Origin of the sequence: Nocardioides marmoribigeumensis, from assembly GCF_031458325.1 — a bacterium.
Lineage (GTDB): Bacteria > Actinomycetota > Actinomycetes > Propionibacteriales > Nocardioidaceae > Marmoricola_A > Marmoricola_A marmoribigeumensis.
This window is the reverse complement of the sequence record NZ_JAVDYG010000001.1, coordinates 862,032-887,577: the sequence shown is the minus strand read 5'-3', so window position 1 is coordinate 887,577 and position 25,546 is coordinate 862,032. Positions and strand designations below refer to the sequence as shown.

Genomic DNA, 25,546 nt, shown 5'->3' with positions numbered 1-25,546 from the left:
CGGGCGGTCGTCTCCTAGGGTGGGGCCCATGGTCGGAGCCCGGGAGAGTCACAGCCAGACGCGGTCCCGCACCCGCACGGCCGTGGTCTGGTCGGCGCTGTCCGAGGGCCTCGGACGGCTCGCTCCCCACGACGGACCCGACGGACCCGGGGCAGCACCCCTCCACGTCCTCGACATCGGCGGCGGCACGGGTGGCTTCGCGGTCCGGGTCGCCGAGCTCGGGCACCGGGTCACCGTGGTCGACCCCAGCCCCGACGCCCTGGCGATCCTCGACCGGCGGTCGCGCGAGACCGGCGTGGACGACCGGGTCACCGGGCTGCAGGGCGACCTGTCGAGCCTGGACGCGCTCCGCGAGGAGGGGGTCGAGGGCCTCGACGCGGTCCTGTGCCACGGCGTCCTGGAGATCGTCGACGACCCGGCGGCCGCCCTCGCCGTGCTCCGCGACGTGCTGCGCCCGGGCGGGCTGCTCAGCCTGCTGTGCGCCCAGCGCCACGCCGCCGTGCTCGCGCGGGCGATGGCCGGCCACTTCGAGCAGGCCCTCGCGACCCTCGACCCCGCGGCCGACGGGCCAGTGGGCACTCCCCACCGGTTCACCGCCGACGAACTGGCCGACCTGCTCCTGGCGGCGGGCTTCGCGCAGCCCGCGCTGCACGCGGTCCGGGTGTTCAGCGACCTGGTGCCCAGCTCGCTGGTCGACCTCGAGCCCGGGGCCGCGGCGGCGCTGGCGCTGCTCGAGGAGGCCGTGGCCCAGCGACCCGAGTACCTCACCCTGGCCACCCAGGTGCACGCCCTCACCCTCCGCACCTGACCGGCGTCCTCCCGCCGCCCGGCGAGCGACGGCGTGAGCGCGCCGACCGCCGGTGGCCCGGCCCCGCCTCCTGACCGCGTCCCCACCACGGTGCTCCACGTCGACATGGACGCCTTCTACGCCGCCGTGGCGACGCGCGACGACCCGTCGCTGCAGGGCGTGCCGGTGATCGTGGGCGGGGGCCACCGTGGCGTGGTGCTGTCGGCCAGCTACGAGGCGCGGCGCAGCGGCGTCCGCTCCGGCATCCCGATGACCAGGGCCAGGCGGCTGTGCCCCGAGGCCGAGGTGCTGCGTCCCGACTACGCGCTCTACTCCGCGGTGTCCCGCTCGGTGCTCGAGATCTTCGGTCAGGTCACCCCGGTGGTGCAGCCGCTGTCGCTGGACGAGGCGTTCCTCGACGTCCAGGGCTCCGTGCGGCTGCTCGGAGGACCTGCCGAGATCGGGGCGCTGGTGCGGGCCCGCGTGCACGACGAGCAGGGGATCACCTGCTCGGTGGGGGCGGCCGACACCATCGGGGTGGCCAAGGTCGCCAGCAAGCGGGCCAAACCCGACGGGCAGCTGGTCGTCCCGGCCGCGGACGTGGTGGGGTTCCTGCACCCCCTGCCGGTCGGCGAGCTCTGGGGCGTGGGGGACAAGACGGTCGCCCAGCTCGAGCGGCTCGGCCTGCGCACGGTCGGCGACGTCGCCCACACCCCGCGGTCCACCGTGCAGCGTGCGCTCGGTCGCGCCTTCGGCGCCCAGGTGCACGACCTGGCCTGGGGGATCGACGACCGGCTGGTGGCCGGCGGTGGTGGCCCGCGGGCCTCGCAGCGCGGGTTCCCGCTCCCGGCCGGCGTGCTCGGGTCCGACCCGGGCCCCGACCGGAGCGTCGGGGCCGACGAGACCTTCGGCCGCGACACCGACGACCCCCAGGTGCTGCTGCGCGAGCTCCTGCGGCTGACCGCCAAGGTGACCGCCCGCATGCGGGCCGCAGAGGTCGTCGGGCGCACGGTGACGGTCAAGGTGCGGTTCGCCGACTTCACCACGATCACCCGCACGCGCACCCGGTCCGAGCCGACCGACGTGACCCACGAGGTCTACGACACCGTCCGCCAGGTCTTCGCCGGGCTGGGCCTCCAGCGGGCCCGGGTCCGGCTCGTCGGGGTCCGCGTGGAGAACCTCCAGCCCCGTCGAGGCGTGACCCGGCAGCTCGTCCTGGGCGAGCGTCCGCAGGGCTGGGCCGAGGCCGACCGGGCCGTGGACCGGGCCGCGACGCGCTTCGGTGACGCGGCGGTCCGGCCCGCCTCGCTGCTCGGACCGGGGCGACCGTGAGGTCGCGTCCCACCCCGAGGGTGGGCATGATCCGCGGCGAGGGGGGCATTTTCTGATCGGCGCTACCACCGTGTGGAACGGCCGCCTAGAATCGAGTCACACACGTCAACGGGAGGCAACCGATGCCGCTCTCGGAAGAGGAGCTCCGACTGCTCGAGCAGATGGAGCGCGCTCTCGTCGCGGAGGACCCCAAGCTCGCCTCCACGCTCCGAGGCACCCGCCTGCGCCAGCGCGCACGCCGCCAGGTCGTCATCGGAGCCGTGGGGTTCGTCCTCGGTCTCGGCGCCCTCATGGCCGGCGTCGTGCTGCCGATGGTCGCGGTCGGCATCGTCGGCTTCCTGCTGATGCTCGGATCCGCCTACCTCGCGCTCAGCTCGTGGCGTGCCCGCGACGCCGCGGCGGCCGCGCCGTCGGCGCCCGAGGACCCGGGCCCGCTCCGCGTGATCCGCGGCGGCAAGGCCCACCGAGGCCGCGCGGCTCGCGCGCCCAAGCGCGGCACCAGCCACGGCTCGATGATGGAGCGCTTCGAGGAGCGCTGGCGTCGCCGTCGCGAGGGCGGCAACGGCTTCTGAACCTCGGCCGACGCACCGGCCCGGACGACCTCGCACCTCGAGGACCCCGACGACCCCGACGACCCCGACGACCCCGACACCCCTGGCCCTGCCGGGGGTGTCGTCGGTTCACAGGCGCACGCTGTCGCGCTCCTCGTCCCCGCGGGCGGCTGCGGCGCGGGCCTGCGCGGCCACCGACACCACGCCGGGCCGGGCCGGTGCGGTGACCGACCGCGGCAGCCAGGTGGCCTGGAGCCGGGTGCGCTCGGGGACCCGCTGCCGCAGCGCCTCGGCCACGACACCGCCGGCGACGACGGCCTCGTGGCCCTGCTCGGAGGTGGCCGGGCGTGCGGCGAAGCGACTGCGCTCGACCAGCTCGACGAGCGCGTCCAGCGACTCGCGAGCCACGGGCTCGGCGACCACCGCGTCGGCCGAGGTGCGCCGGCCACCGACCGCGCCGCGCCGCAGCACCTGGGCCAGCGCGGCTGCGCGGACGCGGACCGTCACCCGGTCGTCCCAGCCCAGCCCGAGGTCGAGGGCGGTCGCCCGCAGCTCGGCCCAGGCCCCCTCGACCAGCGCGGCGCCGTCCTCGCCGGCGACGCGGCGACGGCGAGCAGCCTCGCGCACGCCGCGCGGGGCGAGCAGCACGCACAGGACCGCCACGGCACCGACCGGCCACCACGGTGAGGGGCCGCCGCCCTCGCCGGAGGCGCCGCCCGCCGCGGTGGTGTCCTGCCGGGTGGGACGGGTCGGCCTGGCCGACGGTGCGGCGCTCAGCGACGACGCCGGGTCGTCGGGGGTGAGCCGGGGCACGGTGCCGCGGGTGTAGACCGGCGGGGCCGCCCCGAGCCGGGCGCCCGGGGTCGGCTCGAACCGCACCCAGCCCACGCCCTCGAAGAACAGCTCGGGCCACGCGTGCAGGTCGTGGGTGCTGTAGACCCACTGGCCCTGGCCGATCGGGTCGGGCTTGAGGAACCCGACCGCGACCCGTGCGGGGATGCCGTAGACCCGGGCCATCAGCGACATGGCCGTGGCGAACTGCTCGCAGTAGCCCACGCGGTCGACGGTGAGGAACGAGCGCAGGGCGTCGAGCCCGCTGCCGTCGGCGTTGTCGGTGGAGTAGCGGAACCGGCCGTCGCTGCGGAACCACCGCTGCATCGCGACGGCGGCACCGAAGTCCGAGTCGGCCTCGCGCGTGATGCCGTCGACGACGTCCTGGAGCCAGCTCGGGGTGGTCCGCCACGGCAGCTCGGTGCCGGCACGCGCGACCGAGGCGGGCGCGGGGCGGGAGGTGACCAGCTGCCGCGCGACGGGCTCGACGACGTCACCCGACGCCTGGTAGCTCAGCCCGGCGGTGGTGACCTCGTCCTGGATGGCGCGCACGTCGCGGGTGCCGAGGTCGTAGCGCCAGTCGCCGGAGACGGTCGCGGAGAGGGCGGGGAACGGCAGCGGCAGCCAGGTCGAGCGGAGCTCGTCGGTGGCCTGCAGCTGGTAGTTGTAGGTCCGCCCGCGGTAGGCCGGTCCGGCCCCGACCGGCGGCGGGAGGGTGCCCGCGACCTTCTGGTCGGCCGGGAGCTCACGCCGGCCGGGGCGCCAGGTGTCGCGGTCGAAGCGGTCCAGTGCCGTCACGCGGAGGTAGGACGGGTCGGGGTCGTCGGTCGTGACGTAGAGCAGGGGGACGTCCTCGCCGCGGTCGAGGTCGCGCTGCATGTTGGTGATCGGGTTCTCCAGCGAGACCGTGCGGCCCTTGCCGCCGGGGCCGGGGCCCTTGCCGTCGAACAGCCCGTCGTACGTCGGCAGCGCGAGCGGCGCGAGCACCGCCGCCACCAGCGCGACCCCGCCGATCTGCAGGGTCAGCGTCCCGTTGCGCTGCAGCGCCTCGCCGGCCCCGAGCGCGGCGGGCTCCTCGCCGGGGCGCCGGGAGACGAAGGTGCGTCCCCACTGGCTGAGCCGGCTGAGGTGCTCGGCGGCGAGGAGCAGCACGAAGAAGGTGCCGGCCACCGCGAAGGTCAGCCACGGGAAGCCGTCGAGGATCGCGACCGGCACGGTGAAGGCCGCGAGCAGCGGCAGCCCGGCGAGCGGGACCCGGCGCAGGGTGACCGCGACCAGGTCGACCAGCGCCACGATGCCGACGCCGCCGAGCACGAGCAGCGGGTCGATGGAGCTGACCGACGCGGGGACGGGGGAGGTGTAGCGCTGGGCGGCCGCGACGCCGTCGCTGATCGCCTCCACGTGGTCGGCGAACGTGGTGGGCAGGGGCAGCAGGGCGTCGCGCAGTTCGAGGCCGAGGCTGTCGAGGTTGAGCAGCACCCACAGCAGGTAGGCCTGGAGCACGATGACGGTCCACCGCGGGAGCACGGTCGCCCGCAGCAGGACCGAGACCGCCGCGTAGACGATCGTGATCCGCCCGACAGGGTCGAGGAAGCCGGTGGGGTCGGCGACCAGGTCGGACCAGCCGGTGAGGGTGAAGTAGGCCGCCAGCGCGGCGAGCGAGGTCAGCAGGAGCGTGCCGCCGCCGCGGCGTACGAGCATCCGTCGTGCGGTCGGGGCGGCCTCGGGCCGGCTCATCGGGCCATCTCCTGCGCGGCGCTCGACTCGGCGAGCCGGGCCGCGGTGCGCCGCCCGGAGAGCTGGGTCCACTGCTCGGGCAGGGAGTCGCGCGGACCGAGGCCCGTGGCCTGCCAGCCCTGCGTGCGCAGCCACGCGACGGTCGGCCGGTCGCCGCGGTCCTCCTCGGCGCTCTGCGGGCGGCGCTCCCACGCCGTGGTGTCGAGGCGTACGGCGAGGGCGAGGCCCGCGCTGTGCCGCATGCGGCGCAGCACGCCGGCGTCGGAGGGCCGGCCCTCCCCGAGGACGGCGACGAGGAGGCCACCGCTCTGCTGGCCCTGGGCCCAGGGTGCCTCGAGCCGCAGCCGGTCGACGGACTCGAGCACGGCGAGCGCCTCGAGCAAGGGCCCCGCCTCGCTGCGCACGACGCCGTGCTCGTGCCACGCGCTGGCGTCCTGGGTGCCCTCGGCCGTGACCAGCCGCACCCGGTAGCCGCGCGCGGTCAGGTGGACCACGACCGAGGCGGCGACGGACACCGCGCGCTCGAAGGACGAGGAGGGTCCGGTGCCGGCGTGGGAGCTGTGGCGGTTGTCGACGAACACGGTCGCGCGCGACTGCCAGGGCTGCTCCTCGCGCCGGACCATCAGTTCGCCGGTGCGGGCGGTGGAGCGCCAGTGGACGCGGCGCAGGTCGTCGCCGCGGCGGTACTCGCGGATGGTGACGTCCTCGGCCGAGCCGCCGGAGAAGGCGCGGGGACGGTTGTCGCCGCTGCCGGTCCACGACCCGGAGAGTCCGATCACGGGGAGGGCCTCCACCCGGGGCGTCACGACGATCGGGGTGGTGGACACGAACGTGCGGCGACGCTCGACCAGGCCGAACGGGTCGGCGGACCGGACGGACATCGGGCCGAGCACGTGGCGTCCCCGCACCTCGGACCGGACGGTGTAGCGGACGGTCCGCTCCCACTGGCCCCGCGCCCGGTCGATGACGAAGCGCTGGCGCGACCCGAGGGCGTAGGGCACGCGCTCCTCCAGGAGCAGCACCCCGCCGGGGCGGCCCTCCTCGTTGCTCAGGCGGAGATCGACGTGCGCCGGCTGGCCCACGGTCAGGGTGCGCGGGGAGACCGTGCGGGACAGCCCGAGCCGTGGCGGGCGGCGGGTCAGCAGGCTGGTCGAGACCACGGGGAGGGCGAGCAGCAGCACTCCGACCCGGGCGAGGTCGTCGAGCCCCAGCGCGAGGGCTGCGGCCAGGGCGCTGAGGCCGCCCGAGACGAACCCGCGGCCTCGCGGGGTGAGGGCGTCCCAGCCGTCGGTGACGGCGGTGCGGACCCGGCGCAGGGTCATCGGGCGACCCTCCTTCGTCAGCGCGCAGCAGGTGCCGGCGCGGGCACCGCGCCGACCAGCGTGCGGAGGGTGCGCTCGACCGACCGTCCGCCCATCGCCGACTCGACGGTCGGCAGGAGGCGGTGGGCGAGCACCGGGACGGTGAGGGTGTCGACGTCGTCGGGGACGACGTAGTCGCGACCCTCGAGGGCCGCCCAGGCGCGGGCGGCGCGGACGAGGTGGAGGCTCGCGCGGGGCGAGGCGCCGAGGGAGAGGTCGGGGGACTGGCGGGTCGCGGTGGCGATCGCGACGACGTAGCGCTGGACCGCTGGGGAGACGTGCACGGTCGCGACGGAGCGGACCAGACGCCGCACCGTCTCGGCGTCGGTCACCGCGGTGAGCTCGTCGAGCGGGTTGGCGGTGGCGCGGTTGTCGAGCATCGCGATCTCGGCGGACTCGACGGGGTAGCCCATGGAGACCCGGGCCATGAACCGGTCGCGCTGGGCCTCGGGGAGGGCGTAGGTGCCCTCCATCTCGATCGGGTTCTGGGTCGCGACGACCAGGAACGGCGACTCGAGGTGGTAGGTCGTGTTGTCGACGGTGACCTGGCGCTCCTCCATGCACTCCAGGAGCGCCGACTGGGTCTTGGGGGAGGCGCGGTTGATCTCGTCGCCGACCACGATGTTGGCGAACACGCCCCCGGGCCGGAACTCGAACTCGCGGGTGTCCTGGTTGAACACCGACACCCCGGTCACGTCGCTGGGGAGCAGGTCGGGGGTGAACTGGATGCGGCGGACCGTGCAGTCCAGCGAGCGGGCCAGCGCCTTGCTCAGGACGGTCTTGCCGACCCCGGGGACGTCCTCGATGAGCAGGTGACCCTCGGCGAGCAGCACCACGAGCGCGGTGCGCACGACGTCGCCCTTGCCCTCGATGACGCGCTCGACGTTGGCGCGGATGCGCCCGGCCACCTCGACCACCTCGTCCAGCGTCTCGGCGGCTCCGCCCTGCGCGGTCGTCGACGTCACGCGTCCTCCCAGCGGCTCGATGTGTCTGACGCGCTCCACTCTCTCAGGCGGGACCAGCCGACGGAACGCCTCGCCGCGACGTACTCCACGGACGTGACCGCCTCGTGACCTGCGCCGATGGAGGACGAAGGGAGGGGAAGTGGGGCGAATGTCGTTGACGGTGGTGCGAAGTGGAGTAGAGTGGAGCGCAGTGGAGGAAAGGGAGCCTTCAGTGGGCCTGCGGGCAGGAGGTGTCGGATGTTCTTCGGCACCTACACGCCCAAGCTGGACGACAAGGGGCGCCTCTTCCTTCCCGCGAAGTTCCGGGACCAGCTGGCGGACGGGCTGATGGTCACGCGAGGGCAGGAGCACTGCCTCTACGTGTGGCCGCAGGCAGAGATCGCCCGCATCACGGAACGGCTGCGAGAAGCACCGGTCTCCAACAAGGCCGCCCGGGACTACATCCGCATGTTCTCCTCGGGCTCCTCGGAGGAGACCCCGGACAAGCAGGGCCGCATCACGGTGCCGCCCCTGCTGCGCGAGTGGGCCTCGCTCAGCAAGGACGTGGTCGTGATCGGCGCGATGACACGGCTCGAGATCTGGGACGAGGCGGCCTGGACGGCCTACTCGGCCCAGCAGGAGGAGTCCTTCGCCGAGCTCTCGGACGAGGTCTTCCCCGGGATCTGAGTCCCTGCCCCACCAGACGCTCCACCCTGCACCACCCAGCACCACCACCGATCAGCACCAGAGCACCAGCAGCACCCAGCAGGACCGCAGCACCGAGCACAGCAGCCAGCAGCACACCAGCGGGACCACGGTCTCGCGGGACGAGGCTCACGTCCGCTCCCCGGTCATCTGTCACACCTTCCCCGGTGACAGAGGACCACCTCCCAGGGAGAGCGGACGGGGACCTGGCCCCGCGATCGCCGCGGGCCCGCCCGACGGGTCGAGGGTCGAGATGAGTCATTCGCTGCCGGGGGCGCCGGGGTCACGTCGCCTCGACGCGGCAGCGATGGACGCCCTGCGCCAGGCGGCGCTGGAGAACCGGCGCTGCAGTCGACGCGTCCGCTACGAGGTCCGCGACGGGGTCGCGGTCGCGGCGTTCTCGGCCGCCGCGTCCACCTCCTTGACCCTGCTGCTCACCTTCGCGCTCTCGCGGATCGGCTGAGCGGTGCCCACGATGACCGCCCCCCGCCACGTCCCGGTCCTCCTCGACCGGGTCGTCGCGCTCCTGGAGCCTGCGGTGTCCCGGCCGGGCGCGGTCGTGGTCGACTGCACGCTCGGGCTCGGCGGCCACAGCGAGGCCCTGCTCGAGCGCTTCCCCGACGTCCACCTGGTCGGCATCGACCGCGACACCGAGGCCCTCGAGCGCGCCGGCGCCCGCCTGGAGCGGTTCGCCGACCGCACCGACCTGGTCCACGCGTTGTACGACGAGCTGCCGCAGGTCCTGCGGGACCTCGGCCTCGACGGGGCCGACGGGATCCTCTTCGACCTCGGCGTCTCGAGCATGCAGCTGGACCTGCGCGAGCGCGGCTTCGCCTACGCCGAGGACGCGCCGCTCGACATGCGCATGGACCCGACCGGCGGGACGACCGCCGCCGAGGTGCTCAACACCTACTCCGCCGGCGACCTGACCCGCATCCTCCGGGAGTACGGCGAGGAGCGCTTCGCCAGCCGCATCGCCTCCCGCGTCGTGCGGGAGCGCGAACGGGAGCCGTTCACGACCAGCGCGCGCCTGGTCGAGCTGCTCCGCGACGCGATCCCCGCCGCGGCCCGCCGCACCGGCGGCCACCCAGCCAAGCGCACCTTCCAGGCGCTGCGCATCGAGGTCAACGACGAGCTCGGCGGGCTGCGCCGGGCGCTGCCCGCGGCGGTCGACTCGCTGCGCGTGGGCGGGCGGCTGGTCGTCATGTCCTACCACTCGCTGGAGGACCGGATGACCAAGCAGGTCCTGGCCGAGGCGACCCGGCTCGACGTGCCCCCGGACCTGCCGGTGGTCCCCGAGGAGCTGCAGCCCGAGCTGCGGCTGGTCACCCGGGGAGCGGAGCAGGCCGACGCCGCCGAGGTCGAGGACAACCCCCGCGCGCAGTCGGTGCGCGTGCGCGCGGCGGAGCGGGTCAGGCCGCGGGGCAGCAGGCAGCAGCACGGCACAGGCAGCAGACGCAGCGCAGGCAGCACAGGCAGCACAGGCAGCACAGGCAGCAGGACGACGACGAGGGGACATCGATGAGCATCCACACGGGGAACGCGGCGCGACAGCGGGTCAGGTTCGCCCGGCTGGCCGAGAGCGCGGTGGAGCGGGCGCGGCTGACCGTCGTGCCCCGGCAGCGTCCGGTGGCCCCGCGCACCCCGTTCGTCATCCTCGTCGCGGTCGTGCTGCTCGGCGGGGTGGTGCTGCTGCTGATGTTCAACACCTCGATGCAGCAGGCCAGCTTCAAGGCCACTCGCCTCGAGCAGCAGGCGACCCTGCTCAACGCCAAGGAGCAGCAGCTGCGCATGGAGCTAGACAACCTGCGCGACCCGCAGCGGGTGAGCGAGGAGGCGGCCCGCCTGGGCATGGTGCCGATGGTGACCCCGGCCTTCCTCAAGCTGTCCGACGGGACCGTCCTGGGCGTGCCGCAGCCGGCCACCGGGGAGAGCCGTTTCCGGATCCGGCCGCTGCCGCAGCAGATGCCCGACTCCTTCAAGCCCAAGCCCGACGTGGTCTACGCCCCGGTCGAGGACGGCCAGACGCAGGCCGAGAGCGAGGGCACCGGCGCGCCTGGGCTGCTTCCCGGCCGGCACCAGGCACGCTCGGGGGAGCGGGCAGACCGCTGACCTCCCCCTGACCCCTTCGACCCGGCTCCAGGAGACCCACCCGTGCCCCAGCCACCCACGCGGCGACCCCGGACCTCGCGCCTGGAAGGTGTCCGGCTCACCTCGCTGCGACGGCTGCGGGTGGGGTTCATCCTCATCGCGATGGTGGTCTCGATCTTCGCCGCGCGGCTGCTGCAGCTGCAGGGGGTCGACGCCGCGGCCTACGCCGCCAAGGCCCGCTCGCTCGGCGCGGTGACCGAGGAGCTGCCGGCCACGCGCGGCGCGATCCTCGACCGCAACGGCGTCCCGATGGCCGAGTCCCTCGACGGGCTGATGATCGTCGCCGACCCGACGAGGACCGAGAAGGACGCCCCCAAGATCGCCCAGCTGCTCTCCGACCGGCTGGGGCTGGACTACATCCAGACGGTCGACGTGCTCACCGACGCCAAGCGCCCGGACGGCACGGAGAACCACTTCGGCTACGTCGCCCGCCGCATCCCCTCGGAGAAGGCGCGCGCGGCGGTCAAGGAGCTCGACGACCTGGGCTACAAGGGCATCGACACCCGCTGGGACCCGGTCCGCAGCTACCCCGGCAAGGACGTCGGCGCCAACCTGCTCGGCTTCATGAACCGCAACGGCGACGCCGGCGGCGGGCTCGAGATGATCTACAACTCGCTGCTGGCCGGCAAGGACGGTCACGCGGTCTACGACGTGGGCGGTGGCAACCGCATCCCGCTGGGCGACAACAGCCGCGTCGAGCCGCAGGACGGCAAGGACCTGCACCTCACCATCGACCGCGACGTGCAGTTCTACACCCAGCGCGTGCTGCGCCAGGCGGTCCAGTCGGCCCGCGCCGCGTCGGGCTCGGTCGTGGTGATGGACTCCCGCTCCGGTGAGCTGGTCGCGGTCGCCGACTACCCGTCGTACGACGCCAACGGGGACTACTTCGACAAGAGCGACCACCTCGGGGCGGCGGCGTTCCGCGACGTCTACGAGCCGGGCTCGGTGCAGAAGGTGCTGACCGCCGCCTCGTTGGTCGACGCCGGCTACGTCAACCCGCTGACCCGCATCACCGTCCCGGAGAAGCTCAAGTCCTCCGACCGCGTGATCGGCGACTACTTCGACCACGGCACGCTGCGCCTGACGATGACCGGCGTCATCGCCAAGTCCTCCAACATCGGCACCGCGCTGGCCGCGCGGCAGATGCCGGCCCGTCAGCTCTACCGCTACCTCCACGGCTTCGGCGAGGGGGAGCGGGTCGGCATCGAGGGCCTCGGTGGCGGTCCCGGCCTGCTGTCGCCGTGGGGCGACTGGATCCAGGTCGAGCGCGACAACATCGCCTTCGGCCAGGGTGTCGCGGTCTCCGCGGTCCAGATGGCCGCCGCGGTCAACACCGTGGCCCACGGCGGGGTGTACATCCAGCCGAGCCTGGTGCGTGGGCGCGTGGTCGACACGCAGGGCCGCGTGACCGGCAGCGCCGTCGCGCAGACGCGCCGCGTGGTCAGCCCGAGGGCCGCGCGCGAGACCGCCCAGATGATGGAGATGGTCACCGACCCGGTCGAGGGCACCGCCGGCATGGCGGCGATCCCGGGCTACCGCGTGGCCGGCAAGACGGGCACGGCCCAGCGCATCGACCCCAAGTGCGGCTGCTACGGGCGCGACTTCACCGTCTCCTTCGCCGGCTTCGCCCCGGCCGACGACCCGCGCTTCACCGTCTACGTCGTGGTGCACAAGCCGCGCAACGGCGGTGGCGGCGGCGCGACCGGCGGTCCGGTCTTCCGCAAGGTGATGGGCTACCTCCTGCAGAAGTACGCCGTGCCGCCGAGCGGCTCCGCGCCCCTGCGCACCCCGGTGGAGTGGGTGCCCGGCTCCGGCCCCCAGGGCGACCAGGAGCGGGCCGCCCTCGAGGAGCGCTTCGGCGACGAGGACGGGCCCGCAGGCGGCGCCGCCGCCGGCCTCGGGCTGCGCTAGCGTTCCAGCGTGGTCCGGACGAGGCCGGCGCAGCCGGCGCACACTGCGCTCGGCGCTGTGGCGAAGCGGCTCGGGGTCCCGCTGGAGTCCGGGCGCCGGGTGGACCTGACGGGCATCACCGTCGACAGCCGCGCGGTCCAGCCGGGCGACCTCTACGTCGCGCCCGCGGGGGCCACGACCCACGGGGCGCGCTTCGCCAGCCAGGCGGCCAGGTCGGGGGCGGTGGCGGTGCTCACCGACGAGGAGGGTGCGCGCCTGGTGGAGCAGGACCGCGTGGGCCTGCCCGTCCTCGTCGTCCCCTCCCCGCGCGCGGTGCTCGGCGACCTGTCCGCGTTCCTGCTGGGCGACCCAGCGGCCGACCTGCGGCTGCTCGGCGTGACCGGCACGCAGGGCAAGACCACGACCACCCGGCTCGCCGAGGCCGCGCTCGCGGCTTCCGGCTCGACCGCGGCCGTCGTCGGCACGGTCGGCACCCGCATCGCGGGGGAGGACGTGCCGTCGGCGCTCACCACGCCCGAGGCGCCGGCCCTGCACGCGCTCTTCGCGGTCATGCGCGAGCAGGGCGTCGAGGGCTGCGCGATGGAGGTCTCCAGCCACGCGATCGTGATGGGCCGGGTCGACGGCGTGGTCTTCGACGTCGCCGCCTTCACCAACCTGGGGCGCGACCACCTCGACTTCCACGCCGACATGGATGAGTACTTCGAGGCCAAGGCCCAGCTGTTCACCCCCGAGCGGGCACGCCTCGGGCTGGTCAACGCCGACGACCCCTACGGCCGGCGGCTGCTCGAGCGCGGCGCGATCCCGATGCGCTCCTTCGGCCGCGCGTCCGAGGCGGACTGGATCGCCACCGACGTGGTCGCCGGCGGCGCCGGCTCCGACTTCACCCTGCGCGGCCCCGGCGGTCCCGGCGGCCCCGGCGGCCCCGACCAGACGGTGCGCGTGCACGTGCCGCTGCCGGGCGACTTCAACGTGGCCAACGCGGTCTGCGCGATCGCCGGGCTCGCCGAGCTGGGCTTCGACCTCGCGGCCGTGGCCGACGGGCTCGGCCGCGCGGCCGGGGTCCCGGGCCGCATGGAGCCGGTCGACGAGGGGCAGGGCTTCACCGCCGTCGTCGACTACGCCCACAAGCCCGACGCCGTCGAGGCGGTGCTGACCTCCCTGCGCGGGGGCTGCAGCGGACGGCTGGTCATCGTGATCGGTGCCGGCGGCGACCGCGACCGCGGCAAGCGGCCGGTGATGGGCCAGATCGCCGCGCGGCTCGCCGACGTGGTGGTGGTCACCGACGACAACCCGCGCTCGGAGGATCCGGCCGCGATCCGTGCCGAGGTGCTCGCCGGCGCACGTGAGGGGCAGGCCGAGGTCCACGAGGTCGGCGACCGGCGCGAGGCCATCCGGCTCGCGGTCTCCTTGGCGCGGCCCGGCGACTGCCTGGTCGTGGCCGGCAAGGGCCACGAGACCGGCCAGGAGGTCGACGGCCGCAAGCACCCCTTCGACGACCGCGACGAGCTGCGGGCGGCGCTGCGGGAGGTCGTCGCGTGATCCCGATGAGCCTGGCCGAGGTCGCCGAGGTGGTCGGGGGCACCGTCGCCGACGACGTCCCCGGCGCCGCGTCGGTCGTGGTGACCGGCCCCGCCTTCCTCGACTCCCGCGAGGTCGTCCCGGGTGGGCTGTTCGCGGCGTTCGCCGGGGAGAAGGCCGACGGGCACCGGTTCGCCGAGGGGGCGGTGTCCTCCGGCGCCGCCGCGGTGCTCGGGTCGCGACCGGTGGGCGTGCCTGCCGTCGTCGTCGCCGACGTCCGCGACGCGCTCCAGCGCCTGGCCCACCACGTCCTCGACCGTCTGCCCGGGCTGCGGGTCGTCGGGCTCACCGGTTCGCAGGGCAAGACCTCGACCAAGGACCTCCTCGCCGGGGTCCTGCCCGCGGCGGGCGCCACGATCGCCACCGCCGGCTCCTTCAACAACGAGCTCGGCCTCCCGCTGACCGTGCTGCGCGCCGATGCCGGCACCCGGTTCCTCGTGCTCGAGATGGGCGCGCGCGGCATCGGCCACATCGCCGAGCTGTGCCGGATCGCCCGCCCCTCGGTCTCGCTCGTGCTCAACGTCGGCAAGGCCCACCTCGGCGAGTTCGGCACCCAGCAGGACATCGCCACCGCCAAGGGCGAGCTCGTCGAGGCCCTTCCCGAGGCGGGGCTCGCCGTGCTCAACGCCGACGACCCGCTGGTCTCCGCGATGGCGGCCCGGACCTCGGCCCGCGTGCTGGGCTTCGGGCGCGGCGCGGGCGCCGCCGTACGCCTCTCGGAGCTCGAGGTCGGTCCCGACGGGCGGCCCACCTTCACCCTCGCGTACGACGGCCGCTCGGCCCGGGTGCGCCTGCGCCTGCTGGGCGAGCACATGGCCGACAACGCCACCGCGGCGGCGGCCGTCGCCCTCGGGCTCGGGATGGACCTCGACGTGGTCGCCGAGCAGCTGGGGGAGGTCACCGCGCTCTCGCGCTGGCGGATGGAGCTGCACGAGCGGCCCGACGGGTCGTGCGTGCTCAACGACGCCTACAACGCCAACCCCGACTCGATGGCCGCCGCGCTGCGGGCGCTGGTCGCCCTGGCGCGCGGACGCGGTGGCCGGTCGGTCGCCGTGCTCGGCGAGATGCTCGAGCTGGGCGAGTCCAGCGCCGAGGAGCACCGCGCGGTCGGCAGACTGGCCGGCGAGCTCGGTGTCGCCAGGGTCGTGGGGGTCGGCCCGGCGGCGGCGGCGATCGTCGAGGGGGCCAGCGAGACCTCCGAGGAGGAGCCGGTGCAGGTGCAGGACAACGCCGCCGCGGTCGCGTGGCTGCAGGAGCACACGGGGGCGGGTGACGTGGTGCTGGTCAAGGCCTCCCGCGGCGCCCGGCTCGACGAGGTCGCCTCGGCGCTGCTGGAGGTCGACGCGTGAGAGAGCGCAGCGAGCGAACCAAGAGCTCACGCCTGGCTCCGCCGCCGAGCGGAGCGAAGGCGGTGGAGGCGTGAGAGCGATCCTGCTGTCGGGCGGGCTGTCCCTGGTCTTCACGCTGCTCGGCACCGTGTGGGCGATCCGCCTGCTGGTCGCCCGGGAGTACGGCCAGCTGATCCGCGACGACGGCCCCACGACCCACCACACCAAGCGCGGCACCCCGACGATGGGTGGCACGGTGATCATCCTGTCGTCGGTGTCGGCGTACTTCCTGGCGACCTTCGCCACCGGCCGCACGCCGTCGGTCTCCGCGCTGCTGCTGGTCCTGCTCTTCGGCGGGCTGGGGCTGGTCGGCTTCCTCGACGACTACATCAAGATCGCCAAGCAGCGCTCGCTCGGGCTGCGCAGCAAGGCCAAGATGGCCGGCCAGTTCCTGGTCGCGATCGTGTTCAGCATCCTCGCGCTCAACTTCCCCGACGACCGCGGCCAGACGCCCGCCTCGCGGTTCATCTCCTTCACCCGCGACTGGGAGCGGTTCACGCTGCCCGCGGTGGTGGTGGTCGTGCTGATCCTGGTGATGATCGCCGGCACCTCCAACGCGGTGAACCTCACCGACGGCCTCGACGGACTGGCCACGGGCTGCTCGACGATGGTGTTCGGCGCCTACACGATCATGAACATCTGGCAGCAGAACCAGTCGTGCAAGATCAACCCGGGCAACGCCTGCTACGAGGTCCGCGACCCGCTCGACCTGGCCGTGCTGGCCTCGGCGATCACCGGCGCCTGCTTCGGCTTCCTGTGGTGGAACGCCTCCCCGGCCAAGATCTTCATGGGCGACACCGGCTCGCTGGCGCTCGGTGGGGCCCTGGCCGGCTTCGCGATCCTCACCCGCACCGAGCTGCTGCTGGTCGTGCTCGGCGGGCTGTTCGTCACCCAGACCCTGTCGGTGATGCTGCAGGTCGGCTACTTCAAGCTCACCGGCGGCAAGCGGATGTTCCGCATGGCGCCGCTGCACCACCACTTCGAGCTGAAGGGCTGGGACGAGATCACCGTGGTGATCCGGTTCTGGATCATCTGCGGCACCTGCGTGGCCGCGGGCATGGGGATCTTCTACGCCGAGTGGGTCGCCGGTGCGTGACCTCTCCACCCTCGGCAAGCGCGACTCCTGGGAGGGCGTCCGGGCGGTCGTCGCCGGCATGGGGGTCTCCGGTTTCGCCGCCGCCGACAACCTGACCCACCTCGGCGCGAGCGTCACCGTCCTGGACGACTCCGAGGCCGGGGACCGCGGCGACAAGGGTCAGCTGCTCGAGATCCTGGGGGCCACGGTGCGCCTCGGCCCGGGGAGCACCGCGACCCTGCCCGACGACGTCGACCTGGTCGTCACCTCGCCCGGCTGGCGTCCCGACGCCCCCCTGCTCGCCCAGGCCGCCTCGCAAGGGGTGACCGTGTGGGGCGAGGTCGAGCTGGCGTGGCGCCTGTCCCACCAGGGCATCCCCGAGGCCGAGCAGGTGCCATGGCTCGGCGTCACCGGCACCAACGGCAAGACCACGACCGTGCAGATGCTCGACGCGATGCTGCGGGCCGGGGGACTGCGGTCCGTCGCGGCCGGCAACGTCGGGCTGCCGCTGGTCGAGGCGGTCATGGACCCCGAGGAGTACGACGTCCTGGCCGTCGAGCTCTCGTCGTTCCAGCTGCACTACACGCACTCCCTGGCCTGCGAGTCCGCGGTCGTGCTCAACGTGGCCGAGGACCACCTCGACTGGTACGACGGCCCCACCGCCGTGGCCGACTACGCCGCCGACAAGGGGCGGATCTACCACCACGTCTCCCGGGCCTGCGTCTACAACGTGGCCGACCCCGTGACCGAGGACCTGGTCCGGGAGGCCGAGGTGGTCGAGGGCGCCCGCGCGATCGGCTTCACCCTCGGCGTGCCGGCGGTCGGCATGCTCGGGGTCGTCGACGACGTACTCGCCGACCGGGCCTTCATCGAGCAGCGCCACCACAACGCCGCCGAGCTCGGCACGCTCGCCGACCTCGCCTCGCCGGCCCCCCACTTCGTGGCCAACGCCCTCGCGGCCGCCGCGCTCGCGCGCGCCCACGGCGTACCCCCCGTCGCGGTGCGCGACGGCCTGCGCTCCTTCCGCCCCGACGGGCACCGGATCGCCCACGTCGCCACGGTCGGGGAGGTCGACTGGGTCGACGACTCCAAGGCCACCAACCCGCACGCGGCCGCCTCCTCGCTGCAGGCCTACGAGCACGTCGTCTGGGTCGCCGGCGGGCTCGCCAAGGGCGCGTCCTTCGACACGCTGGTCGAGCAGGTGCGCGGCCGTCTGCGGGGCGTGGTGCTCCTGGGCCGCGACCGTGCGGTGATCGCCGCCGCGCTCGAGCGACACGCCCCCGATGTCCCGGTGATCGACGTGCCCGCGCAGGACACTGGGGCGATGGACCTCGTGGTCCGGGCGGCGGCGTCCCTGGCCCAACCGGGCGACACCGTGCTCCTCGCCCCGGGCTGCGCATCCATGGACATGTTCGCGAACTACGGCGCTCGCGGAGATGCCTTCGCCGAGTCGGTGCTCCGTCTGGCCGGAGGCTGACCCGCGGGGGCGGGGAAGGCCCACGTGACGACCACCGCGGAACGACCCCCCCGAGCAGGGCGCGGACCCGCCGAGGCCGCGCCGCTGCGTGAGGTCCTCGCCGCCCGGGTGGCCGCGCTGCGGGAGTCCTTCGACCGCCCGCTGACCTCCTACTACCTCCTGCTGGGCTCGGTCGGCCTGCTGCTCACCATCGGCCTGATCATGGTGCTCAGCTCCTCGAGCGTGTGGTCCTACCGGGTCTTCGACGGCAACAGCTACGCCGTGTTCCTCAAGCAGCTGACCTGGGTCTTCCTGGCGGTGCCGTTCGTGCTCGTCGCGGTGCGCATCCCGCACCGCGTGCTGCGGCGCTTCGCCTGGCCGGCGCTCGCCGTCTCGCTGGTGCTGCTCGCCCTCACCCAGACCGCGATGGGCGTGACCGTCCAGGGCAACAAGAACTGGCTGGCCCTCGGCCCGGTCCAGATCCAGCCCGCCGAGCTGGCCAAGCTCGCCGCGATCCTGTGGTGCGCGCACATCTTCGCCACCAAGGAGCGCCTGCTCGACAACTGGAAGCACACGCTGGTCCCGGTCGTGCCGGTGATGGGACTGGTCGTCGGGCTGGTCGTGCTGGGCCACGACCTCGGCACCGCCCTGGTGCTGATGGCGATCGTGCTCGGCCTGCTGTGGGTGGTCGGCGCCCCGGGCAAGATGTTCGTCGGCTCGCTGCTGGTCGCCGGCGTCCTGGCGCTCACGCTGGCCGCCACCTCCAAGGAGCGGATGAGCCGGCTGCTCACCTTCTCCGACCCCTTCCAGTCCTTCGACGGCTCGGGCTGGCAGGCCGCCCACGGCATCTTCGCGTTGTCGTCCGGCGGGCTGTTCGGCAAGGGCATCGGCGCCAGCCAGCAGAAGTGGGGCACGCTGCCCGCCGCCCACACCGACTTCATCTTCGCGGTGCTCGGCGAGGAGCTCGGGCTCGTCGGCACCCTCCTGGTCCTCGCCCTGTTCCTCACGCTGGCCTACGCCGGCCTGCGGGTCGCGCGTCGCACGGCCGACCCGTTCGCGCGCTACATGGCCGCCGGCATCACGGTGTGGATCACCGGCCAGATGATGATCAACATCGGCATGGTGCTCGCCCTGCTGCCGGTCATCGGCCTGCCCCTGCCGCTGGTCTCCTACGGCGGCTCGGCGCTCCTCCCGTCGCTGGTCGCGCTCGGGTTGCTGGTCTCGTTCGCCCGTCACGAGCCCGGCGCCGAGGAGGCCCGCCTGGCCCGGCGCCGGCGCGGCGACGCGGTCGTCGCCGGCGGGTTCCGCGGACGCCTCGCCCGCCAGGCCTCGCGGCCGCGGGTCGCACGTCCCCGGGGTGCGCGCCGGTGAAGGTGCTCATGGCCGGGGGCGGCACGGCGGGACACACCTCGCCGCTGCTGGCCACCGCCGACGCGCTGCGTCGCTTCGACCCCGACTGCGAGGTGACCGCGCTCGGCACCCCCCGCGGGCTCGAGGTGCGGGTCGTGCCCGAGGCCGGCTACCCCCTCGAGCTGGTCCCGCCGGTCCCGCTCCCGCGCCGCCCCTCGGCCGACCTGCTGCGCGTGCCCGGCCGGCTCCGCGCGGCGCGCGAGGCCGCGTTGGAGGTGGTCGACCGGGTCCGCCCCGACGTGGTCGTGGGCTTCGGCGGCTACGTCTCGGTCCCGGCCTACCTCGCCGCCCGCAAGCGCCGCCTGCCCCTGGTCGTCCACGAGGGCAACGCCCTGCCGGGCATCGCCAACAAGCTCGGCGCCCGGTTCACCCCCTTCGTGGCGACGTCCTTCCCCGAGACCGAGCTGCGCCACGGGACCTACGTCGGCCTGCCGATCCGCCGGATGATCTCCACCCTCGACCGGGCGGCGCTGCGGGAGGAGGCCCGCGCGTTCTTCGGGCTCGACCCGGCGCTGCCGACCCTGCTCGTGACCGGCGGTTCCCAGGGCGCCCGCCGGCTCAACGACGCGGTGTCCGCGGCCCACCGGGCCCTCGGCGACGCCGGCGTGCAGGTGCTCCACGTCTCCGGGCCCCAGGGCTCGGTCGCCGTCTCCACCGAGCCCGGCCGGCCGGCGTACTCCGTGGTGCCCTACGTCGACCGCATGGACCTCGCCTACGCCGCCGCCGACCTGGTGGTGTGCCGCTCCGGCGCCAACACCGTGACCGAGGTGGCGGCCGTCGGGCTGCCCGCGGTCTTCGTGCCGCTGCCGATCGGCAACGGCGAGCAGGCGCTCAACGCCCGCGGCGTGGTCGCGACCGGTGGCGGCCTGCTGGTCGACGACGCCGCGCTGACGCCGGAGTGGGTCGCCGCGACCGTGCCGGGGCTGCTGCACGACGCCGCGCGGCTGGCCGCCATGGGGTCCGCCGCAGCCGGGCTGATCCGCCGCGACGCCGACGAGCGGCTGGCCGCGATGATCCGGACGGCGGCCTCCGCGTGAGGGTCCCGATCCCCGAGTCGATCCCGCCCGCCGAGGAGCTCGGCCGGGTGCACTTCGTCGGCATCGGCGGCGCGGGCCTGTCCGGCATCGCGCGGGTGATGCTCGGCCGCGGCGTGGCCGTCAGCGGCAGCGACGGCAAGGCCTCGGCGACGCTCGACGCGCTCGCCGCCCTCGGTGCCCGGGTCCACGTCGGCCACGCCGCCTCGCAGGTGGGCGACGCCGACACGGTCGTGGTCTCCACCGCGGTCCGCGAGGACAACCCCGAGGTCGTCGAGGCGCTGGCCCGGGGGCTGCGGGTCTGGCCGCGCTCGGCCGCGCTCCAGTCCGTGCTGGCCGACCGGCGCGTCGTCGCGGTCGCCGGCACCCACGGCAAGACCACGACGACCTCGCTGCTGACCGTCGCGCTCCTCGCCTGCGGGGCCCACCCGTCGTACGCCATCGGTGGCGACCTCACCGCGACCGGCGTCAACGCCGCGGCCGGGTCGGGTGACCTCTTCGTCGCCGAGGCCGACGAGAGCGACGGCGCCTTCCTCGTCTACACCCCCCACGCCGCGGTGGTGACCAACGTCGAGGCCGACCACCTCGACAACTGGGGCACCGAGGAGGCCTACCACCAGGCGTTCCGCGACTTCCTCGCGCGCCTCGACCCCGACGGGTTCCTGGTCGCCTGCGTCGACGACCTCGGGGCCGCCGCGCTCGCCGGCGAGGCGCGCTCGCGAGGACTGCGCGTGCTCACCGTGGGCGAGTCCGCCGAGGCGGACCTGCGCGCCTCGTCGCTGGTCTTCGAGGGCTCGACCTCGTCCTTCGACGTCGCGGGTCCGGACGGTCCGCTGGGCCGGGTGACCCTCCAGATCCCCGGCCGCCACTACGTGCTCGACGCGCTGTGCGCCCTGGCGGCGGGGCTCGAGCTCGGGTTCGCCTTCGACGAACTGGCCGCCGGCCTGTCGTCCTACACCGGCACGCGCCGACGCATGGAGCGCAAGGGCGAGGTGGCCGGCGTACGCGTCTACGACTCCTACGCCCACCACCCCAAGGAGATCGCCGGCGACCTGCAGGCCGCGCGCGCGCTGGCGGGGGAGGGGCGCCTGGTCGTGGCCTACCAGCCCCACCTGGTCTCCCGCACCCGCCTGTTCGGCGCCCAGATGGGCGAGGCGCTCGGGGCGGCCGACGAGGTGGTCGTGCTCGACGTCTACCTCGCCCGCGAGGACCCCGAGCCAGGTGTGGACGGCGCGCTGGTGGCGCGCCACGTGCCGCTACCGCCCGACCGGGTCCACGTCGCCCCCGACCGCTCCGCGGTTCCGCCGCTGCTGGTGTCCCTCGCCCGGCCGGGGGACCTCGTGCTGACCCTGGGGGCCGGCGACGTGACCGAGCTGGGGCCCGAGGTGCTCCGGCTGCTGAGCGCCCTCCCGGGCGAGGAGGGCTGAGCCGTGACCGACCTGCTCCACCGCCACGATCCGACCGAGGCGCGCGCCGAGGACCGCTTCGCCCGCATCCGCCGCGCACGCCGCTGGCGGGCCCTGCGCCGCGTGCTGCTCGCCCTGGTGGTCCTCGGCACCGCCGGGGCCCTGGTCTGGCTGGTGTTCTTCTCCTCCGTGCTCGCGGTCAAGGGCATCCGCGTCGACGGCGTCTCGGTGCTCACCACGCGCCAGGTCGCCGCAGCCGCGAAGGTGCCGACCGGCGTGCCCCTGGCCACCGTCGACCTGGACGCGATCGAGGCCCGCGTGGAGGACCTCGCCCCCGTCCTCGACGCCGACGTGTCCCGCTCGTGGCCCGACAAGGTGCTGGTCCGGGTCATCGAGCGCACCGCGGTGCTCGTGGTCGACAAGGAGGGCACCTGGAAGGGCGTGGACTCCGAGGGCGTGGTCTTCCGGGACTTCCGGCGCCAGCCGCCCGGCCTGCCCGTCGTCGAGATGCAGGCCGACACCTCCTCGGCCGCCCTCGCCGAGGCCGCCTCGGTGGTCAACGCGCTCCCGGCCGACATCCTGCGCCGCACCACCTCGCTCGACGTCCGCTCGATCGACTCGATCGTGCTCCACCTGCGCAACGGCGCCCGGGTCAGCTGGGGCAGCGCCGACCAGTCCGGCGACAAGGCCCGCGTCCTCGCGGTCCTCCTGCGGCAGAAGGGCTCGACGTACGACGTCACGGCCCCCGGCCGCCCGACGATCCGGCCGTAGGGGATCAGTTTCACTAGGTACCTAGTGATGTTGTCGCTCCCCGAGCGAAGTTTCGCTGGGGGAGTGCCAGTTCTGCCGCCGTACGACGGCCGCGCGCGGCCCGGTGCACGCGCGCGCCGGGGCCGGCTGACCGTCGTACGCCGGGCCGGGCCGCGGCAAAGCTGCCGCTTCCCGAGCGAAGTTTCGCTCGGGAAGCACCAAGGTCACTAGGTACCTAGTGAAACTGCACCCCGCGAAAACCTCGCCGATTTGTCGACACGCCTGCGTGTCGCCGCAGCGCACCGACCCTCAAGGCCTACCTTCATCTGCAGGCGCCAGGTTGACATAACATTAACCCTCTACCTGAAGGTTAAGGATGAGACCCGGAGCCCTTCCCCGGAGCACAGCAGCACAGTCCACACCAGCCGTCCGGCACCCCGAGGCGGCACACATCAAGCGAGAGGGATCCCTGCCGTGGCAGCACCGCAGAACTACCTGGCCGTGATCAAGGTCGTCGGTATCGGCGGCGGTGGTGTCAACGCCGTCAACCGCATGATCGAGGTCGGGTTGAAGGGCGTGGAGTTCATCGCCATCAACACCGACGCGCAGGCGCTCCTGATGAGCGACGCCGACGTCAAGCTCGACATCGGCCGTGAGCTCACCCGCGGCCTCGGCGCCGGCGCCAACCCCGACGTGGGCGGCAAGGCCGCCGAGGACCACTCCGACGAGATCGAGGAGGTCCTCAAGGGGGCCGACATGGTCTTCGTCACCGCCGGCGAGGGCGGCGGCACCGGCACCGGCGGCGCCCCGGTCGTGGCGCGCATCGCGCGCTCGCTCGGCGCGCTGACCATCGGTGTGGTCACCCGTCCGTTCGCCTTCGAGGGCAAGCGTCGCGCCAACCAGGCGGAGGAGGGCATCAACGCCCTGCGCGAGGAGGTCGACACCCTCATCGTGATCCCCAACGACCGACTGCTGTCGATCAGCGACCGCAGCGTCTCGATGCTCGACGCGTTCAAGCAGGCCGACCAGGTGCTCCTCCAGGGCGTCTCGGGCATCACCGACCTGATCACCACCCCCGGCCTGATCAACCTCGACTTCGCCGACGTCAAGTCCGTGATGCAGAACGCCGGCTCGGCGCTCATGGGCATCGGCTCGGCCCGTGGCGAGGACCGCGCGGTCGCCGCTGCGGAGTCCGCGGTGTCCAGCCCGCTCCTCGAGGCCTCCATCGAGGGCGCCCACGGCGTGCTGCTGTCCATCGCGGGCGGCTCCGACCTCGGCCTCTTCGAGATCAACGAGGCCGCGGCCCTGGTCTCCCAGGCGGCCCACGCCGACGCCAACATCATCTTCGGCGCCGTCATCGACGACGCCCTGGGTGACGAGGTCCGGGTGACCGTCATCGCGGCCGGGTTCGACGGCGGCATGCCCAAGCGCCGCAACGAGGTCCACCAGAGCGCGGCGCGCCGCGAGCCGGTGCCGGCCCAGACCCAGGCCGACACCCGCTCCGCGATCGCCTCGCTGCGTCGGGACACCTTCGACCGGCCCGCGCCGGCGCGTCCGGCCCAGTCCGCGCCCAGCAGCCGTCCCGCGGAGACCCCGCGGCCGGCCGCCCCGGCGCCGGCGACCGTCCGCAGCACCCCGCGCGTCGAGGAGCTCGACGTGCCGGAGTTCCTCAAGTAGGTGTTCGCGTTCCACGACGTCCTCGGCCCGGTCGGTGCAGCCTTCACCGACCGGGCCGGCGGCGTCTCCACCGGGCCGTTCGCCTCGCTCAACCTCGCGGTCCGCACCGACGACGACCCCGCCGCGGTCGCGGAGAACCGTCGCCGTGCGGTCGCGGCGCTGACCGGCTCCCCGCAGACGCCGGTCGCCCTCATGCGTCAGGTGCACGGCGACACGGTGGTCACCGTGTCCGGGCCGACGACCGAGCCGCCCGAGGCCGACGCGCTGGTCACCGCCGAGCGCGGGCTGGTGCTGGTCGTCCAGGTCGCCGACTGCGTGCCGGTCCTCCTCGCCGACCCCGCGTCCGGGCTGGTCGGCGCGGCCCACGCCGGCCGCAACGGCCTCGCGCTCGGGGTCGTGCCGCGGGCCGTCGAGCGGCTCCACGAGCTGGGGGCCGGCCGCCTCACCGCCTGGGTCGGGCCCCACGTCTGCGGCGGCTGCTACGAGGTGCCGGCCGCGCTGCGCGACGAGGTCGCCGAGCGCGTCCCGTCGTCGTACGCCGACACCACCTGGGGCACGCCCTCGATCGACGTCGGGCGGGGTGTCCGCACCCAGCTCGCCGAGGCGGGGGTCGACGACGTGCGCCTGGTCGAGCGCTGCACGCGCGAGGACCCCGACCTCTACTCCTACCGCCGCGACGGCGCCCTGTCCGGCCGTCTCGCCGGCCTGGTCTGGGTGCAGCCGTGAGCGCGCGCGCGGCCGAGCTGGCCGAGCGCCTGGACGTCGTACGCCGGCGCATCGCGACCGCCTGCGACGAGGCCGGCCGCGACCCCGACGAGGTGACGCTGGTCGTGGTGACCAAGTTCTTCCCCGAGTCCGACGTGCGGGCCCTGGCCGAGCTCGGGGTGCGTCAGGTCGGCGAGAACCGCCACCAGGAGGCCGAGGCCAAGCACGCCGCGTGCGCCGACCTCGACCTGGTCTGGCACTTCATCGGCGGCCTGCAGTCCAACAAGTCGGCCGCGGTGGGGGCCTGGGCCGACGTCGTCCAGTCGGTCGACCGGGCCAAGCTGCTGCGGGGGCTGAGCCGGGCCGCGCACGAGCGCGACCGGGTCCTCGACGTGTGCGTGCAGGTCAGCCTCGACCCGCCCGGGGCCGCCGGTCGTGCCGGTGCCGACCCGGGCGACGTGCCCGCCCTGGTCGAGGCGGTGAGGCAGGCCGAGGGCCTGCGGCTGCGCGGCGTCATGGCGGTCGCTCCGCGGGGCGAGGACCCCGGGCGGGCCTTCGCGCGGCTCGCGGAGGTCGCCGCCCAGGTGCGGTCGGTCGACCCCGCCGCGACCTGGGTGAGCGCCGGGATGAGCGGCGACCTCGAGGAGGCCGTGCGGTGGGGTGCGACACACGTGCGTGTCGGCTCTGCGGTCCTCGGAAACAGACCCACCACCGGTTAGCGTGGAACGCGTGGCCTCGGCGGTCACGCGAGCTTCAT

At 74.3% G+C, this 25,546-nt stretch carries 22 protein-coding genes; 19 read left to right on the top strand and 3 right to left on the bottom strand.

What is annotated here, in order from left to right; genetic code table 11:
* The first annotated feature begins 28 nt into the window (after window positions 1-28).
* From J2S63_RS04280 to J2S63_RS04270, 3 genes are all read left to right on the top strand, one after another.
* Window positions 29-808, top strand: a complete 780-nt coding sequence (locus tag J2S63_RS04280; RefSeq protein ID WP_310299059.1) for a methyltransferase — start codon at window positions 29-31, stop codon at window positions 806-808.
* Window positions 809-841: 33 nt separating this feature from the next.
* Window positions 842-2,119: a DNA polymerase Y family protein gene (locus J2S63_RS04275; RefSeq protein WP_310299057.1), complete on the top strand. Its 1,278-nt coding sequence runs from the start codon at window positions 842-844 to the stop codon at window positions 2,117-2,119.
* A gap of 122 nt (window positions 2,120-2,241) precedes the next feature.
* Window positions 2,242-2,691, top strand: a complete 450-nt coding sequence (locus J2S63_RS04270; protein ID WP_310299054.1) for an SCO2097 family morphological protein — start codon at window positions 2,242-2,244, stop codon at window positions 2,689-2,691.
* A gap of 108 nt (window positions 2,692-2,799) precedes the next feature.
* On the opposite strand, the gene J2S63_RS04265 is transcribed toward J2S63_RS04270, so the two are convergent.
* The 3 genes from J2S63_RS04265 to J2S63_RS04255 are packed head-to-tail and all read right to left on the bottom strand — an operon-like array spanning window position 2,800 to window position 7,564.
* Window positions 2,800-5,238 (bottom strand): transglutaminase TgpA family protein, encoded by a 2,439-nt coding sequence (locus J2S63_RS04265; RefSeq protein WP_310299051.1) that lies wholly within the window; start codon window positions 5,236-5,238, stop codon window positions 2,800-2,802.
* Window positions 5,235-6,560 carry a DUF58 domain-containing protein gene (locus J2S63_RS04260; RefSeq protein ID WP_310299048.1) on the bottom strand — a complete coding sequence of 442 codons (1,326 nt, stop codon included), beginning with the start codon at window positions 6,558-6,560 and terminating at the stop codon, window positions 5,235-5,237. The genes J2S63_RS04265 and J2S63_RS04260 overlap by 4 nt, the downstream gene beginning before the upstream one ends.
* 17 nt (window positions 6,561-6,577) lie before the next feature.
* Window positions 6,578-7,564, bottom strand: a complete 987-nt coding sequence (locus J2S63_RS04255) for an AAA family ATPase (protein ID WP_310299043.1) — start codon at window positions 7,562-7,564, stop codon at window positions 6,578-6,580.
* 237 nt (window positions 7,565-7,801) lie between these two features.
* On the opposite strand from J2S63_RS04255, the gene mraZ reads away from it, so the two are divergent.
* The 16 genes from mraZ to J2S63_RS04175 all read left to right on the top strand — a co-directional run bounded on the left by mraZ (window position 7,802) and on the right by J2S63_RS04175 (window position 25,508).
* Window positions 7,802-8,230, top strand: a complete 429-nt coding sequence (mraZ, locus tag J2S63_RS04250) for a division/cell wall cluster transcriptional repressor MraZ (protein WP_310299040.1) — start codon at window positions 7,802-7,804, stop codon at window positions 8,228-8,230.
* A gap of 271 nt (window positions 8,231-8,501) precedes the next feature.
* The gene (locus tag J2S63_RS04245) at window positions 8,502-8,711 is read left to right on the top strand and encodes a hypothetical protein (RefSeq protein WP_310299037.1); all 210 of its coding nucleotides are present in this window, start codon (window positions 8,502-8,504) and stop codon (window positions 8,709-8,711) included.
* Window positions 8,712-8,723: 12 nt separating this feature from the next.
* Window positions 8,724-9,773: a 16S rRNA (cytosine(1402)-N(4))-methyltransferase RsmH gene (gene rsmH, locus J2S63_RS04240; protein ID WP_310299034.1), complete on the top strand. Its 1,050-nt coding sequence runs from the start codon at window positions 8,724-8,726 to the stop codon at window positions 9,771-9,773.
* Window positions 9,770-10,360 carry a cell division protein FtsL gene (gene ftsL, locus J2S63_RS04235; RefSeq protein WP_310299031.1) on the top strand — a complete coding sequence of 197 codons (591 nt, stop codon included), beginning with the start codon at window positions 9,770-9,772 and terminating at the stop codon, window positions 10,358-10,360. The genes rsmH and ftsL overlap by 4 nt, the downstream gene beginning before the upstream one ends.
* Window positions 10,361-10,402: 42 nt before the next feature.
* Complete coding sequence (locus J2S63_RS04230) at window positions 10,403-12,310, top strand: peptidoglycan D,D-transpeptidase FtsI family protein (protein WP_310299028.1); 1,908 nt, start codon at window positions 10,403-10,405, stop codon at window positions 12,308-12,310.
* 9 nt (window positions 12,311-12,319) lie between these two features.
* Window positions 12,320-13,849 carry a UDP-N-acetylmuramoyl-L-alanyl-D-glutamate--2,6-diaminopimelate ligase gene (locus J2S63_RS04225; RefSeq protein WP_445376098.1) on the top strand — a complete coding sequence of 510 codons (1,530 nt, stop codon included), beginning with the start codon at window positions 12,320-12,322 and terminating at the stop codon, window positions 13,847-13,849.
* Window positions 13,850-13,854: 5 nt separating this feature from the next.
* The gene (locus J2S63_RS04220) at window positions 13,855-15,237 is read left to right on the top strand and encodes a UDP-N-acetylmuramoyl-tripeptide--D-alanyl-D-alanine ligase (RefSeq protein WP_310306584.1); all 1,383 of its coding nucleotides are present in this window, start codon (window positions 13,855-13,857) and stop codon (window positions 15,235-15,237) included.
* Between the two features lie 70 nt (window positions 15,238-15,307).
* Window positions 15,308-16,372, top strand: a complete 1,065-nt coding sequence (mraY, locus tag J2S63_RS04215; RefSeq protein WP_310299024.1) for a phospho-N-acetylmuramoyl-pentapeptide-transferase — start codon at window positions 15,308-15,310, stop codon at window positions 16,370-16,372.
* The gene (gene murD, locus J2S63_RS04210; protein WP_310299022.1) at window positions 16,365-17,828 is read left to right on the top strand and encodes a UDP-N-acetylmuramoyl-L-alanine--D-glutamate ligase; all 1,464 of its coding nucleotides are present in this window, start codon (window positions 16,365-16,367) and stop codon (window positions 17,826-17,828) included. Before mraY ends, murD begins: the two co-directional genes overlap by 8 nt.
* A 24-nt stretch (window positions 17,829-17,852) precedes the next feature.
* On the top strand, window positions 17,853-19,178 hold the full coding sequence (ftsW, locus tag J2S63_RS04205; protein WP_310299020.1) for a putative lipid II flippase FtsW: 1,326 nt from the start codon (window positions 17,853-17,855) through the stop codon (window positions 19,176-19,178).
* Window positions 19,175-20,254, top strand: a complete 1,080-nt coding sequence (gene murG, locus J2S63_RS04200; RefSeq protein ID WP_310299017.1) for an undecaprenyldiphospho-muramoylpentapeptide beta-N-acetylglucosaminyltransferase — start codon at window positions 19,175-19,177, stop codon at window positions 20,252-20,254. Before ftsW ends, murG begins: the two co-directional genes overlap by 4 nt.
* Window positions 20,251-21,678: a UDP-N-acetylmuramate--L-alanine ligase gene (gene murC / locus J2S63_RS04195; protein WP_310299015.1), complete on the top strand. Its 1,428-nt coding sequence runs from the start codon at window positions 20,251-20,253 to the stop codon at window positions 21,676-21,678. The genes murG and murC overlap by 4 nt, the downstream gene beginning before the upstream one ends.
* Window positions 21,679-21,681: 3 nt before the next feature.
* Window positions 21,682-22,428 carry a cell division protein FtsQ/DivIB gene (locus J2S63_RS04190; RefSeq protein WP_310299012.1) on the top strand — a complete coding sequence of 249 codons (747 nt, stop codon included), beginning with the start codon at window positions 21,682-21,684 and terminating at the stop codon, window positions 22,426-22,428.
* Window positions 22,429-22,881: 453 nt separating this feature from the next.
* Window positions 22,882-24,084 (top strand): cell division protein FtsZ, encoded by a 1,203-nt coding sequence (gene ftsZ / locus J2S63_RS04185; protein ID WP_310299010.1) that lies wholly within the window; start codon window positions 22,882-22,884, stop codon window positions 24,082-24,084.
* On the top strand, window positions 24,085-24,810 hold the full coding sequence (gene pgeF / locus J2S63_RS04180; RefSeq protein ID WP_310299007.1) for a peptidoglycan editing factor PgeF: 726 nt from the start codon (window positions 24,085-24,087) through the stop codon (window positions 24,808-24,810). It abuts the gene before it with no gap.
* On the top strand, window positions 24,807-25,508 hold the full coding sequence (locus J2S63_RS04175) for a YggS family pyridoxal phosphate-dependent enzyme (protein WP_310299004.1): 702 nt from the start codon (window positions 24,807-24,809) through the stop codon (window positions 25,506-25,508). Before pgeF ends, J2S63_RS04175 begins: the two co-directional genes overlap by 4 nt.
* The last annotated feature ends 38 nt before the right edge of the window (window positions 25,509-25,546 follow it).